The sequence below is a fragment of the Burkholderiales bacterium genome, assembly GCA_036262035.1.
Taxonomy (GTDB): Bacteria; Pseudomonadota; Gammaproteobacteria; order Burkholderiales; family SG8-41; genus JAQGMV01.
This window is the reverse complement of record DATAJS010000018.1, coordinates 147091-161840: the sequence shown is the minus strand read 5'-3', so window position 1 is coordinate 161840 and position 14750 is coordinate 147091. Positions and strand designations below refer to the sequence as shown.

The 14750-nt window shown below is 66.5% G+C and carries 13 protein-coding genes; 9 read left to right on the top strand and 4 right to left on the bottom strand.

The genetic code is table 11. From position 1 onward, the window contains the following. Window positions 1-17 precede the first annotated feature (17 nt). Together VHP37_21205 and VHP37_21200 are read right to left on the bottom strand one after the other, a co-directional pair. On the bottom strand, window positions 18-941 hold the full coding sequence (locus VHP37_21205; GenBank protein HEX2828882.1) for a hypothetical protein: 924 nt from the start codon (window positions 939-941) through the stop codon (window positions 18-20). A 21-nt stretch (window positions 942-962) separates the two neighbouring features. Next, complete coding sequence (locus tag VHP37_21200; GenBank protein ID HEX2828881.1) at window positions 963-1823, bottom strand: cupin domain-containing protein; 861 nt, start codon at window positions 1821-1823, stop codon at window positions 963-965. Between the two features lie 222 nt (window positions 1824-2045). Between VHP37_21200 and VHP37_21195 the strand changes: the two genes are divergently transcribed. The 9 genes from VHP37_21195 to VHP37_21155 all read left to right on the top strand — a co-directional run bounded on the left by VHP37_21195 (window position 2046) and on the right by VHP37_21155 (window position 12506). Continuing rightward, a complete protein-coding gene (locus VHP37_21195) occupies window positions 2046-2246 on the top strand; it encodes a hypothetical protein (protein HEX2828880.1) in 201 nt (66 codons plus the stop codon). A gap of 154 nt (window positions 2247-2400) precedes the next feature. Beyond that, window positions 2401-3453 carry an ABC transporter substrate-binding protein gene (locus VHP37_21190; protein HEX2828879.1) on the top strand — a complete coding sequence of 351 codons (1053 nt, stop codon included), beginning with the start codon at window positions 2401-2403 and terminating at the stop codon, window positions 3451-3453. Between the two features lie 89 nt (window positions 3454-3542). Beyond that, window positions 3543-4211, top strand: coding sequence for a Crp/Fnr family transcriptional regulator (locus VHP37_21185; protein HEX2828878.1), 669 nt, complete (start codon window positions 3543-3545; stop codon window positions 4209-4211). A 150-nt stretch (window positions 4212-4361) separates the two neighbouring features. Next, window positions 4362-6767: an ATP-binding protein gene (locus VHP37_21180; GenBank protein HEX2828877.1), complete on the top strand. Its 2406-nt coding sequence runs from the start codon at window positions 4362-4364 to the stop codon at window positions 6765-6767. Beyond that, window positions 6764-7141: a response regulator gene (locus tag VHP37_21175; GenBank protein HEX2828876.1), complete on the top strand. Its 378-nt coding sequence runs from the start codon at window positions 6764-6766 to the stop codon at window positions 7139-7141. Before VHP37_21180 ends, VHP37_21175 begins: the two co-directional genes overlap by 4 nt. Before the next feature lie 5 nt (window positions 7142-7146). Beyond that, window positions 7147-8247 carry a response regulator gene (locus VHP37_21170; GenBank protein HEX2828875.1) on the top strand — a complete coding sequence of 367 codons (1101 nt, stop codon included), beginning with the start codon at window positions 7147-7149 and terminating at the stop codon, window positions 8245-8247. Between the two features lie 38 nt (window positions 8248-8285). Continuing rightward, entirely contained in the window at window positions 8286-9890 is a 1605-nt protein-coding gene (locus VHP37_21165; protein HEX2828874.1) for a S41 family peptidase, read from the top strand. A 79-nt stretch (window positions 9891-9969) separates the two neighbouring features. Further along, window positions 9970-11136: an acyl-CoA dehydrogenase family protein gene (locus VHP37_21160; GenBank protein HEX2828873.1), complete on the top strand. Its 1167-nt coding sequence runs from the start codon at window positions 9970-9972 to the stop codon at window positions 11134-11136. A gap of 191 nt (window positions 11137-11327) precedes the next feature. Next, a complete protein-coding gene (locus VHP37_21155; protein HEX2828872.1) occupies window positions 11328-12506 on the top strand; it encodes a CaiB/BaiF CoA-transferase family protein in 1179 nt (392 codons plus the stop codon). Between the two features lies 1 nt (window position 12507). On the opposite strand, the gene VHP37_21150 is transcribed toward VHP37_21155, so the two are convergent. Both VHP37_21150 and VHP37_21145 read right to left on the bottom strand, forming a co-directional pair. Further along, window positions 12508-13929, bottom strand: coding sequence for an FAD-binding oxidoreductase (locus VHP37_21150; GenBank protein HEX2828871.1), 1422 nt, complete (start codon window positions 13927-13929; stop codon window positions 12508-12510). Beyond that, window positions 13926-14696: a ceramidase domain-containing protein gene (locus VHP37_21145; protein ID HEX2828870.1), complete on the bottom strand. Its 771-nt coding sequence runs from the start codon at window positions 14694-14696 to the stop codon at window positions 13926-13928. Before VHP37_21145 ends, VHP37_21150 begins: the two co-directional genes overlap by 4 nt. Window positions 14697-14750: the final 54 nt, after the last annotated feature.

Genomic DNA, 14750 nt, shown 5'->3' with positions numbered 1-14750 from the left:
CGTGCGATGTTAACGCGTCAGATCGCAAGCCAGCGCGGCTTTTTGCTGCGGCCTTCGAGGATGTCGGCGAGATCGCGGAATCGAGGCGGCGAAGAGCGCCGGCGCGGGCGGTGCGCACGCTCGGCGAGCGCTTTCCAGCCGTCGAGCGTCAGCCGCTTGTCCCACGCGACCGCCCACGCGCGCAGCAGCTCGGCCCCGCGTGCCGCGTCGTCCGTCGCGCCGTCGACGTCGAGCTCGAGGCGGCAAAGCGCCAGGGCGATACACGGCTCGGCCGCCCACGGATTGGAGCGCCTCGCGAGCTCCAGCAGCGGTAGCGCTTCGCGCGCGCTGCGCGACAGGGCCAGTCGATAAGCTTCGATCGCGAGCTCGTCTTCGCGCACCGTGAGACGCGCCCGCGCGCCGAGCTGCACGGGAACCCTGCCGTCGTCGAGAAAACGCCACCAGCGCAGCACGCGCGACATCCACGGCATCGGTCCGCCGTCGCGCGCCTTGCGCTGCTCGGCGACGTTCGCGCTGTCGATGATCAGCAGCGTCTCGATCGTGTCGCGCGCGACGCGGCTGGAGGCGCCGTCACTGAACCGGTCGCGATACGTGAACGTCGCCGCGTCCCGATGTCTTGCGACGTAGTCCCAGTATCCGCGCCGCTCCATCGCGCAGAAGCGGTACGCCAGGGCTTCCGCTTCGCGGCCGATCATGCGGCGAACGCTGCGCCGATCGTCGAAGCCGTACAGCTGGTGCGGATAGCGCGACGTGGAATAGACACTGTGCATGAGTCCGGCGCGGCATACCGGCACCGGCATTTTCCAGTCGGCGAGGATGCGCCAGGTGAGCAGCAGGTGCTCGAGAAAAGTGCGACCGGTATGGCGCATGGCGGCCGCGCGTGCCAGGCGTCGGGCAACCGCCGCGACGACCGGATCGTCGATCGTGATGATTCTGCTCACGAGCGTCGCCGGGTAGGTCGGTCAGCGCTCCGATTCCATGAGCTCGCTCCACGCGCGGCGGAGGGCCGCATCGTCGTCGCGGATCGAGCGTATCTCGCTGCAAAGCGTGTCCAGCCGCTGCTGCAACACCGACGCGACCTTCGCCGGCAATCGCCGGCCCTGGACATTCGCCGTCAGCGGCAGCGGCTCGCGCCACGCCGCCTGCCTGAGCAGCCGGGGCTGGAGCAATCGCATGACCGCGTCGAACGCACTGCCGAAGTTGTGATCGAACGCCATGTTCAGCGCGAGCGATCCCTGCGGCCCCGCTTCCGCCGCGTGCCACACGCCGGCCGGCAGGCACAGCACGTCTCCGGGCCTGAGCACGACCTGTCGCATGCCGGAGAGGTCCGGGCGCTCGTATTCGGCCGAGAAGCCCGAGGGCTCCTTGCCCGAATTGAACGCGGGGAAGGGGATGGCGGGCTCTTCCGAGTACCACCACTTCTTCGTCCCGGAGATCTGGAGCGTCGTCGCGACGCGCGCGTCGAAATGCACGGCGAAGCCTTTGCCCGGCGGCGAGAGGTACGCGCGGAAGCTCACGCGGCCCGAGTACGCGAGCTCGGCCTGTATGCGTTTCGCGGCTTCCCCGAGCCGGGGGTGCGCGCCTTCCATGCCGGTGACGCAGATGGTCGCACCAGCGCCCATCATGTCCTTGATCTCGGTCGGCTTGATCTGCGCCTGGCGGTTCTTTACGAACACCGCGCGTATGCTCTGTACGCGATCGAGGTTGTGCACGAACTCGTCTTCGCGAAACAGAAAATCGAAACGTCCGAGCCGCGGACGTTTTCGTGACAGGGCGAGCGGACGGCGCTGGAAGTACTCGTCGACGAACTCAGATACGCTCAACGGATGAAGAATACGTTGCAGCAGGCTTCGCGCGGCCATTGTCTCCCCTGGATTCGTTATCGATGCGACGTTGTTTCCCAGCCGCATGCTCTACTGTCTTTTGGGGTTCAGCACATCGTCCATGCGGCCCTTGTGTGTGAACGAGTGCCTAGTGTAGGCTTTATTCGCACTCTGTAGCACTTGTTCGTCCACACACGACATCATTCATCCAGGGGAGGCCGCATGGCTCAGCCGAAGACCGAAAAGAAGCGCGTCGACAACGAGGACATACCGGGTGTGTCGATAGACTTCGACAAGCTCGACGAGATCTTCCGCAAGGCCGGTAAGAAGAGCTACTTCGTCGACGTCGACGTCTGCGACGACGACGATGCCGACGGTGGCAAGAAGATGCGCTATCGCCGAAAGCTCGACGGCAACGGTTGAGTACGAGGCTGCATCGCACGCGGGGTGTCGGCGGAGAGCGATTCTCCACGCCGCACCACTGCGTGCCGGTTCGTGATCTATGGAAGGGGGCGCAGCCCGTCGCGGCTGGCCGGCGGATATGATTCGCCGGCTGCGTGCGACTGCGGGCGCCGTATTGGCGGCGCTTGCATTTCTCGTGGCGCCGGCCGCTCCCGCGGCGGACGCACCGGCGTCCGCGAAATGGCGCATCGGGATCCTGATGGGCCATCCTCATGACGAGGATCAGGAAGAGGACTGGATCAAGCCGTTCAAGGCGGCGATGAACCGTTACGCCGCTGCGGAAAAGAAGCCGGTCGAATACCTCTACGAGTCCGCCAATGTCACGGGCGGGCGTGCGAGCGCGGCGGCGCTGTCGGAGGCGGCCCGCAGGATCGTCGCCGCGAAGCCCGACGTGATTTGGGTCGGGCCTTCGTCGGTGGCGCGGGCGGCGATGGGTGCGACCCAGACCATTCCGATCGTCGGTACGGCCATGAGCGTGCGCATCCTGACGGGTGACGGCAAGCTCGTCTCGAACCAGGAGTCTCCCGAACGCAATCTCACCGGCGTCGTCAACGTCGGCCCCAACGTCGGGGGCAAGCGGTTCGAGTACCTGTACGACGTCATGCACCAGAACGCGAAGAAGAAGAAACCGAAACAGAAGTTCTCGCATGTCGGCGTGCTCATCACGGATGCGAGAAACCTGCGCGAGTACCTCGAGATCAAGGCGGCGGCCGATCGGCGGGGCGTCGAAGTGGTGCGTGCGCTGGTCGAGCCCGGCGGCGATGCGAAAGACGCTTTCGATCAGCTCGTCAGGGCCCGCGTGCAGGCGGTGCTCGTCACGCACGTGACGATGTCGCCGGAGCGTGCGCGGCAGCTGGTGCGGCTTGCGAACGACCGCGAGCTCCCGCTCATGGGCGCGCGACCGGCGATCGTGAGAGCAGGGGCACTTGCAAGCTACAACACCTCGCTGACGGCGCAGATCGAGCAAGCCGCGCGCATCGTCCATAAGCTCCTCACCGGGTCCAGAGTCGAAGACATCCCCATCGAGAAAGCGAGAACCAGGACCGAGCTGGTGTATAACGAAGAGACTGCGAGGGCGCTCGGCTTGAGCCTGCCTGAGGTCTGGCGTGAGGTAGGGCGGCGCGTACCTGCGGCCGCCGGCGGGCGCGGCGACGAACTGCGCAGGTGACGGCAAACCCGTAGGAATCGCCGCCGTTCGACGTCGACATGGATAACCACGGGAAGGAAGCCCGCGCCTCGGTCATCGGCCTGCGCGCGATGAAGCTGCTCTCCGGCCTGGACGACACGGTCCTCGAGGCGCTCGCGCCGGAGTGCTGCTGGCGGCGATACGTCGCCGGCCAGCGCGTGATCTCTCGCGACGCCCGGGACAACGACGTCTACCTCATCGTCTCGGGCCGCGTGCGGATCACCGCCTTCTCCGGCGGTGGGCGCCAGGTGACCTATCGCGACGTTTCCGCCGCGGACTGGTTCGGCGACCTGGCGGCGATCGACGGCCTGTCGCGTTCCGCCGACGTGGAAGCGCTCGAAGACACGGTGCTGGCAGTCATGACGCCGGTTCTGTTCAAGCGGCTCGTCCACGACCATCCGGTGGTCTGCGATCGCGTGCTGGAGCGCCTCACGGGCTTCGTGCGCGACCTTTCCGAGCGCGTATTCGACTTCAGCACGCTGAGCGTGTCCGCGCGCATACAGACCGAGGTGCTGCGGCTCGCGCGAGAGGCGGGGATCGACGGAAACAGCGCCCGGATCGATCCGGCGCCCAAACACGCGGACATGGCCAGCAAAGTCGCGACCTACCGCGAGCAGGTGACGCGCGAGATCACCGCCATGGTCAAACAGGGTCTTTTGGAGCGCAGCGGCAAAACGCTCGTCGTGCCGGACGTGCAGCGGCTGGAGCGCCTCATCAGCGAGGGGCGGCGCGACGCCTGAGCGGCTCCGCAGCCGGCGCGGCGCCCGCCGGGTGCGTTTTTGCACATACGGCGTTCCATATCCGCACTAATCTGACGTCACCGGTCCGCCGCGCGGACATGCACGGGATGCGCTAAAGAAAAATTGAAGACCATCGCGACACTCGGTTCCGTGGAATCGCCGCGATTCGACGCCGGTGCAAAGACCGACGGCGCGTCCGCTCCCGGCGCCGTCAAAGAGCGGTCTCTGCTGCAGAAGTACATCGCCTATCTCGTCGCGCTCGTCAGCTCGGTGCTGCTCGTCAGCGGCCTCGTCGGCCTGTATTTCACCTACGAGGAGAGCAAGGCCGCGCGATTGAACCTGCAGCGCGAAAAGGCGATGGTGGCGGCCGCCCGTGTGGAAGCCTACCTGCAGCGGATCGAGCAGCAGATCAAATGGGCGCAATTCGTCGCGTCGGAAGACGAGCGGCGCACGCAGTTCGAGCGCATCAGGGCCCCGATGCGCGAGATCATCACCGAGATCTCCGCCGTCCATAATTCGGGCTGCCTGCTTCTTCGCTTTTCCGGCATCAACGATTTCAAAAGAGGTTGCAGCTTCGTCCTCGGCGCCAGGGAGCCTCCGGTCGAGCTCAACGAAGAGGAAAGGCGCGGCTACGCCGCTACGCGCACGCGCGAATCGGACTGGTTCTACTTCAGGAAGGATCGCGTGCCGTACCTGAGCATCTCGATCAGGACGAACCCTGAAGACGCGATCATCGGCCAGGTCGACCTCAGCGATCTCGCGACCAGCTTCTCGGACATCGAGCGAACCGACAAAACCCGGATCTACGTCGTCGACGGCGGCGGCGAGCTGATCGCCGACGCCGACATCAGCAGGGTATTGAAGCGGAAGGCGCAAAAGGTCTCGTACGTTATGGAGGCTCTGGGAGGCGTGGACGAGGCGTTGCCGGGACGGGTCGCGCGCAACGAAAAAGGACATGACGTCCTCGTCGCGAATGCGGCGGTCAAGCGGCTCGGCTGGCGCGTGTTCGTCGAGCAGCCGCTGTCGGACGCCATGGCTCCGATAAAGGCGTCGCTCGCGCGCACGCTGTTTCTCCTCCTGGCCGGACTCGCCGTCGCGGTCCTGTTCAGCGTGGCTCTCGCGCGCCACATGGTGATGCCGATCCGGACCATACAGGCCGGCGCCGGGCGCATCGCCGCCGGCCACCTCGACCAGCGCCTCGACGTGCGCACCGGCGACGAGCTCGAAGCGCTCGCGCGCGAGTTCAACGTCATGGCGCGACAGCTCAACGAATCGTACTCGGGCCTCGAGCGCAAGGTCGCGGAACGTACGCGCGATCTGGCCGAAGCGCTCGAGCAGCAGACCGCCACCAGCGAGGTGCTGAAGAAGATCAGCCGCTCGAGCTTCGATCTCGACGTGCTGCTCGACGAGCTGATCCAGTGCGCCGCCGCGCTCGCTCACGCCGATGCCGGCGCGCTTTACCTACGCCATTCGGAGCGGGCGTTCAAGCTGCAGACGGCCTATAGCAGCCACCCCGGCCTGCACGATCTCATGTCGTCCATGATTTCGGAGATCGCACCCGGGCCGAACTCCGCCACCGGACGCGCGATCGTGACGGGACACCCCGCCCAGATCGTCGACGTATCCGCCGAGCCGGATTATCTGTGGCCGCAGGCGGGCTTCTCCACCGTGCTGGCCGTGCCGATCCTCAAGGATCGCGATCCCATCGGCGTGATCGTGGTGCTGAACGCGGAGAAGAAGCGCTTCACCGACAAGCAGGTGGATCTCGTCGCCACGTTCGCCGACCAGGCGGGCATCGCGATCCAGAACGTGCGCCTGCTCGACGAAAGCAAGAAGAAAACCCACGCTCTGGAACGCGCGAACCTCCACAAGTCGCGGTTCCTGGCGAACGTCTCGCACGAGCTGCGCACGCCCCTGAATGCCATCATCGGTTTCTCCGACGTGCTTCGCGAGCGCATGTTCGGCGAGCTCAACGACAAACAGGCCGAGTACGTCGAGGACATCCACGGCTCGGGCCGGCATCTGCTCTCGCTCATCAACGACATCCTGAACCTCGCCAAGATCGAGGCGGGACACATGGAGCTCGAGCTCTCGACGGTCGACGTGCCCGACGCCCTGCAGAACGCGGTGAGCCTGGTGCGCGAGCGCGCGAACAGCAAGGGCGTCGCGCTCGCGCTCGAAGAGCCTGAGGATCTCGGAAGCTGGATCGCCGACGAGCGCAAGTTGAAGCAGGTCATGCTCAACCTGCTGTCCAACGCAATCAAGTTCACGCCGGCGGGCGGCGAGGTCACGGTGCGCGCCGCGCAGGTCGGCGACGTCCTCGAGATCGCCGTCTCGGACACCGGAGTGGGAATAGCCAAGGGGGACCAGGAAGTGATTTTCGATGAGTTTCGCCAGGTTGCCGGCCCGGGCAGGGAAGAAGGAACGGGCCTCGGACTGCCTCTCGCCAGAAAGTTCGTCGAGCTGCACGGCGGCAGGATCGACGTGCGCAGCGAGATCGGGCGGGGCTCGACCTTCGTCTGCACGTTTCCCGCGGTGACCGGCGAGCCCGCATGAAGCCGATACTGATCGTCGAGGACAACGAAAAGAACCTGAAGCTCGTGCGCGACGTTCTGCAGTTCAAGGGCTATCGAACGATCGAGGCGATGACCGCCGGCGAAGGCGTGCGCCTCGCGCAATCCGAGCTGCCGATGCTCGTGCTGATGGACATACAGCTTCCGGACTTCGACGGCATCACGGCGCTCCTGAAGCTGCGCGCCGACCCGCGCACGCGGGACATCCCGGTCCTCGCGGTTTCGGCGTCCGCCATGCCGGACGACCGCCAGAAAATCCTCGAGTCCGGTTTCGACGCATACATCACCAAACCCATAGACATTCGCGGCTTCGTGGAGACCGTCGAGCGGTTCACCGCCGCAGCCGAAGGACGCTAGAGGCCATGCCGCGCGTGCTCGTCGTCGACGACGTGCCCAGGAACGTCAAGCTGCTCGCCGACATCCTGACGGTGAAGGGATACGACGTGCGCACCGCCGATTGCGGTGCCGGGGCGCTGGACGCGATACGGCGCGAGGCTCCCGATCTCGTGCTGCTCGACGTCATGATGCCCGACATGAGCGGCTATGAAGTGTGCAGGATCGTTCGCGCCGATCCGGCCCATCGTCTGCTTCCGATCGTCATGGTCACCGCGCTCGATCCGGCGGAGCGGATCAACGGCCTCGAAGCGGGCGCCGACGATTTCCTCACCAAGCCCATCAACACCCCCGAGCTCCTGGCGCGGGTCCGCTCGCTGGTGCGCATCAAGTCGCTGCACGACGAGGTGCAGCGCCAGAGCGAGCAGCTCGCCGACTGGAACCGCACCCTCGAACGACGAGTCGCGGAAGGCATCGCGGAGCTCGAACGCCTGTCGCGCCTGAAGCGCTTCTTCTCGCCGCAGGTGGCCGACCTCATCATCAGCGGGGACGCCGCAGATCCCCTGCGCAGCCATCGCAGCGAGATCGCGGTCGTGTTCCTCGATCTGCGCGGTTATACCGAGTTCACCGATACCGCCGATCCCGGGGAAGTCATGAGCGCGCTGCGCGACTACCACGCCGCCATGGGCCGTTACATCACGGAGTACCGCGGCACGCTCGAGCGCTTCGCCGGCGACTCGATCATGATCTTCTTCAACGATCCGCTGCCGGTGCCGGCGCCGGCGGAGCACGCGGTGCGCATGGCGCTCGACATGCAGCGCGAGTTCAGGGGCGTGGCGGACAAGTGGCGCAAACGAGGCTACAGCCTGGACATGGGCATCGGCATCGCGCAGGGCTACGCGACGCTGGGCGCCATCGGCTTCGAGGGGCGGCTGGACTACGGCGCGGTAGGAGCGGTGTGCAGCCTCGCGGCGCGGTTGTGCGCGCACGCCAAAGCCGCCCAGACGCTCGTGTCGCAGCGGGTCATGGCCGCCGTCGAGCACCTCGTCGATGCGACGCCGATCGGCGAGCTCCCGTTGAAGGGATTCCAGCGGCCGCAGGCGGCGTACGAGGTGCGCGGATTGAGATAGGGCGCGTCGACGCCCGCTCTGGACACAGGGGGAACGCGATGGCATCACTGGAAAAACGGCTCTATCCGGGAGCGAGCGCGAGGCGCGTAAGACCGAAGCGACCCGAAGCCTCGGTCGCCGAGGCGCTCGAAGCCGTGTCTGAAAGCGACGCTCCGCTCTCCGACAAGGACCGCCACGACATCGTCACGGCGCTGCTTCGCCTGCTCGAAGAGCATTACGTGCACCTGTATCGTAAAGAGGCGCTTCACCGCCCCTGCGCCGTCGCCCGGTTGAAGCGCATGCGCGACGAACTGGATTCCAAGTGGTCCAAGGCGCCCGATTACGGGTTTCACACCGAGATGCTTCACATCTTCTGCGCTTTGCGCGACCAGCACACGAAGTACGTGCTGCCCGCAGAATGGAAGCCTCGCGGGATGTGGCTGCCTTTCGATATGGCCGAGATCGGCGATGAGCACGCACGCCGTTATATAGTCACCGGGATCGAGCAGGGACTCGAAGTGCCGGAATTTTCGGCGGGCGCCGAAATAATGACGGTGGACCGCAAGCCGGTACAGGCGCATATCGCGAAGCTCGCCGAATGGCAGCGCTACGGGAATGCCGATGCTCGCCGCCTTTCCGCGGTGACGAAGGCGTCGCTGCGCTGGCTGGACCAGGATTTCCCACCGGAAAGCATGACGACGGTCATCGAGTATCGTGCGCAAGGTAAGGCATCCCGCTCGCACGAGTTCACGTGGCAGGTCGGAGATCTCGACGAGCGGCCCGAGGTCGATTCCGGCGAAATCGGCAACGAGGTGAAGCTGCCTTGGGGAAGCTTCACGAGCCTCGCCATCGAAAAGGACATCGCACCGCTTCTGGCCGCGCGCCGTTACCGCCGCGGCGAGCGCGAATTCGGCTACATCGGCATCCTCGACTTCGGCGACGACCTGCATCGTCCTTCGCTCGGGTCCGCGTTCGTGCGGCTGCTTCGGAAAGAGCTCGCCGGTCTGCCGCTCATCATCGACATCCGGGACAACAACGGCGGCAAGGTCGAAAACCACGAGGTCCTGCTTCGCGCGCTGACTCGCAAACCGGTCGAGCGGTCCCTGTTCCAGTTCCGCAATACGCCGGCCAACCTTGCGCTGTGCGAACGCGACGCCAAGGATTCGGACGACACGCTCCTGCGCTGGGTGCGATCGATCGATCAAGGACTGCCGGCAGGGGAACCGTACTCCGCGCCGCTGCTCAAGATGGAGAACCTGCCGTTCAAACGCTTTCGCCGGCGTGACGAGCAACCCGTCGTGCTCATCGTGAATGCCCTGAGCTACAGCGCCAGCGATCTTTTCGCGGCGGGCTTCCAGGACGCGGGCGTCGGCAGGATTCTCGGCACGTCTCCGACGACTGCGGGGGGCGGGAGCAACCGTTGGACATACTCGAAGATCCAGCGGCTCGCGTCCAAGGAGAATGCTTATCCCCCGCTGCGGCAGGACGACAGCGACCTGGGCGTGACGATCCGCCGCTCCGTGCGCGGTCTGGCGCACGCGGGCGAAGTCCCCGAGGATTTCGGCGTCGAGGCCGACGAATTCCACGCGCCGACGTACGAAGATCTCGTGAACTACGACGTCGACCTCATCGAGAAGGCTGCCTCGATGCTGGGAATCGGCTGATCCGCGCCGCCCGCCCGGGATTGCCCGCGCGGGCGGCCATCTATATGCTGACGGGCCCTGCAACATCCCCCGCGGCATCATGAAACCTCTCGATACTCCCGACGATCCGCATCGCGAGATCCGCGAAGGCGTGCGCGCGCTGTGCGCGCAGTTCGACAGCGCGTACTGGCAGAAGATCGACGAAGAGCGCGGCTATCCCGAAGCGTTCGTCGACGCGCTCACCGGGGCCGGATGGCTCTCGGCGCTGATCCCCGAGGAGTACGGCGGGTCCGGCCTCACGCTCGCGCAGGCGTCGGTGATCATGGAAGAGATCAACCGCTCGGGCGCGAACGCCGGGACGGTGCACGGCCAGATGTACAACATGGGCACGGTGCTGCGTCACGGCTCCGCGGCGCAGAAGAAGGCTTACCTGCCGAAGATCGCGACCGGCGAGCTGCGCCTGCAGTCGATGGCGGTGACCGAGCCGACCGCCGGCACCGACACGAGCAAGATCAAGACGGTGGCCGTGCGCAAAGGCGACCGCTACGTCATCAACGGGCAGAAAGTGTGGACGTCGCGCCTCCAGCATTCGGATCTCATGATCGTGCTCGCGCGCACCACGCCGCTGGAGCAGGTGGCGAGGAAGTCCGAAGGCATGTCGATCTTCATCGTCGACGTGAAGCAGGCGGGCAAGGCGCTCGACATCAAGCCGATCCGCAACATGGTCAACCACGAGACCAACCAGATCTTCATGGACAACCTCGAGGTGCCCGTGGAGAACCTGATCGGCGAGGAAGGGCGGGGCTTCAAGTACATCCTCGACGGGCTGAACGCCGAGCGCATCCTGATCGCCGCCGAGTGCATCGGCGACGGCTACTGGTTCATCGACCGCGCACGCACCTACGCGAGCGAGCGCGTGGTGTTCGACCGGCCGATCGGGAAGAACCAGGGCATCCAGTTCCCGATCGCGCGCGCCTATTGCAGCGTCGAGGCCGCCAACCTGATGCGCTTCAAGGCCGCGGCGCTGTTCGACGCGCACAAGCCCTGCGGCGCGGAAGCGAACATGGCCAAGCTGCTGGGCGCGGACGCGTCGTGGGAAGCGGCGAACGCGTGCCTGCAGACCCACGGCGGCTTCGGCTTCGCGGCGGAATACGACGTGGAGCGCAAGTTCCGCGAAACAAGGCTCTACCAGGTCGCGCCGATCTCCACCAACCTGATCCTCTCCTACGTCGGCGAGCACGTGTTGGGCATGCCTCGATCCTTCTAAAAAGGCGCTTGAACCGCAGAGGACGCAGAGGACGCAGAGGAAAAACGTCGGCGGTCGGTGAGCTTTGCAGCGTCGTGTCAGTCGGAGCCGTGTTGGTTTTGCGCGCGATGCATCGACGATTCGCGTCTGCATCATTCCTCCGCGTCCTCTGCGTCCTCTGCGGTTAAATAGCTTTTTGACGTTATCCAAGCATGCTTCCACTCTCCGGCTTAACCGTCGTCTCGCTCGAGCAGGCCGTCGCTGCGCCGTTCGCTTCGCGGCAGCTTGCCGATCTCGGCGCGCGCGTGATCAAGATCGAGCGCCCCGGCGCGGGCGATTTCGCGCGCGGCTACGACGAGACCGTGAGAGGACAGTCGGCATACTTCGTCTGGCTCAACCGTTCCAAGGAGAGCCTGACGCTCGACGTGAAGCATCCTCGCGCGGCCGAGATCCTGTCGCGGTTGATCGGATCCGCGGACGTGTTCATACAGAACCTTGCACCCGGCGCCGCGAAGCGGCTCGGCCTCTCCGCCGACGCGCTGCTGCCGAAGCATCCGCGGCTCGTCATGTGCGACATCTCGGGTTATGGCGACAGCGGCCCGTACGCGCAGAAGAAGGCGTACGACCTCCTGGTGCAGAGCGAAGCGGGCGTGCTCTCGCTGACCGGCACCGAGGACGCGCCGGCCAAGGTCGGCATCTCCATCACCGACATCGGCACCGGCCTGCACGCTTATGCGGCCATCCTCGCCGCGCTCTACGACCGCGAGCGCACCGGCAAGGGTCGGCGCATCGAAGTGACGATGTTCGACGCGATGGTCGAATGGATGGGGCATCCGCTGTACTACACCCACTTCGGCGGACAGGCGCCCAAACGCGCGGGCACCGACCACGCGACCATCGTGCCCTACGGGCGCTTTCGCGCCGGCGACGGCACGTTCGTCATGTTCGGCATCCAGAACGAGCGCGAATGGGCATCGTTCTGCGCCGGCGTGCTGAAGCAACCTGCGCTCGGCGCCGATGCGCGTTACGACAACAACACCAAGCGCAATGCGGCGCGCGCGGAGGTCATCGCGCTGATCGAAGGCGTGTTCGCCGACCTCAGCGCAGACGAGGTCGTGGCGCGGCTCGACGCGGCGGGTATCGCCAACGCGAAGCTCAACGCTCCCGAAGAGGTCTGGAACCACCCGCAATTGCAAGCGCGCCAGCGCTGGCGCGAAGTGGATACGCCCGCCGGCCCGATTCCGGCCCCGCTGCCGGCCGCGACGCTCGAAGGGGTGGAAGCGCGCATGGACCCGATCCCGAGGGTCGGCGAGCACACCGACGTCATCCTGCGGGGCCTCGGCTACGGCGCCGACGAGATCGCCGTGCTGAGGCAGAGCGCGGCGATCTGAATCACCGCGGCAGGTATTTGTCCCACAGCAGGTTGCGGAATCGCCGCTGCGGATCGTACTCGGCCTTGATTCGCGCGAAGGTGCGGTGCTCGGGATAGGCGCGGGCGAACTGCTCGCGCGTCGCATGGAGGCGGTACGGCAGGTAATGGCGCCCGCCGTTCTGCAGCGCCGCCGAGACGAGCGCCTGCGTCCAGCGTTCGGCGTCGAGATCGGCGCTGCGTGTCGTCGCCTGCTTGTAATAGAGGACGAACGAGAACACCTCGCCCGGCGCCCAACGCAGCAGCGAGACCGTGTCCGCGGGTGAATGGCGGATCGAAACGTTGAGCGCCTGCACGTTCGCCGCCGCAAGCACGTGCGCCAGCACGCGGGCGAAAGCCGTGAAGCGCTCGACCGGGATGAAGTACTCCTGCAACAGATAGGTGGAGAAGCGGCGGGATCGCGGCTCCAGGGACGCGGTGTCCAGGCTCGCCTCGTAGTTCTGCCACACGACGGCGGGCTCGCGCCGCGCGCGCTGCGCTTCGGCGTGACGCAGGAAGCCGCCGCCCGGCAACTCGGTGATCGCCCAGATGGCGTTTTGCTCGTGCTCGTACGGGAGCCCGCGCGGCACGAGCCGTTCTTCGCGCGTCAGCGGCTTGTCGCTGCGCACCCACGTGATCGCGCGCGGCGTCGCGAACCGCGGCGGGACGAGATCGGCGTTGTGCAGGACCGCGTGCGGGTTGGCCGCGACCTCGCTGTGAAACCAGGCGGGATAATCGTCCAGCGGCACGTCGCGCACGATCTTCCCGATGCGCAGGTTGGAGCCGAGATCGAGCTCCGCTTCGGTCACGATGCCCAGGCCGCCATAGCCGCCGACCACCGCCCGGAAGAGATCGGCGTTCGACCCGCGGCTCGCCTCGATCGCTTCGCCGCGGGCGGTGACCACGCGCAGCGAGCGCAGTGCGTTGACGAGCGGACCTCGCCCGACGTAACGCCCGTGGCAGTTGACGCCGATCGAGCCGCCCACGGTGAAGTTGCTGTAGCTCTGCATGATCCGCACCGACAGTCCGAGAGGATCGATGACGTCCTGCACGTCGCGCCACGTCGCGCCGGCCTGCACGCGGATCACTCGTGTCTGCGCATCGAGGCGCAGCACCGCGTTCATCGCGCGCGTGTCGACGTGCACGGAGCGCGGCTCGGCGATCTGCCCGCCCATGCTGTAGCGCGCGCCGCCGATGCTGATCGGACCGCGCGAGCCGCGCACGATCTCCTGCACGTCCTCGGTGGAGCGCGGCCGCCGCTCGCCGGCGACCCGAACCGGATTGAGCTGCGAGACGTCGTTGACGGTGTGCGCTTCGGCGGTGCGTGCCAGCCGCGGCCAGGCCGCCAGGGCGGCGGCGGAGAGCAGGAATCGACGGCGGCGCGTGCGCAGCGATGCGCCGCTCATGCGGCGGGCGCCGGCGTCCGCCGTTCCGACGGCACGCGGGTCTTGAGCATCCAGTAGACGCACAGCGGTGCGAGCGCCGCGAGCAGGTGCTTCAGCGCGTGGCCGCTCGTCGCTTCGGAGGTCATCGCGTAGATGCGCGCGTCGCTGAACTCGACGACCTTGGCGAGCGCGTAGAAGAGCAGCCCGTATGCGAGCCAGTAGCGGCCGGTAAAGCGGCCGCGGTAGAGCGCGAGCAGCACCGCGATCGCGAGGAACGGCGCGGCCTGCACCCAGACGTAGAGCTTGAGATCCCCGGTGATGCGCCACCACGCGATGCTCGCGACGCCGGTCGCGATGGAGACGGCGAGCAGCCAGCCCTCGCGCCGCACCGTCAGGTGCTCTTTCATCAGCGCGGTGAACAGCGCCATGAGCGCGACCGTGATCGGCAGGCGGTCCCATACGAGCCGGTCGTCGCCCGGCAGCAGGTGGTAGTAGGCCGAACCGAAGGTGACCAGGACGACGGCGGCGAAGAACACGACCCACGACAGGTCGCGGCAGCGCCGAACGCAGAAGTGGAGCCCCACGCTGCCGACGAGCAGGAAGCCCACGTTCGAAGCGACGTTCTGGAAGTTGGCGATGCCCCAGGCGGTGCGGCCGTCGGCGAAAGCGTGATAGTGCGGGTCCTGCGCGACCGGCGGCAGCAGCGGCAGCGCGAGGAGCGGCACCACCAGCGCGGCCAGCAAGGCCCACGCGCGCTTTCCGGTCGTTGCGGTTTGGGCGGCCTCCATGATTTCTCCCGTCATGAACCGGGCGCAATATAGCGCACGCGGGTGAGCACGGGT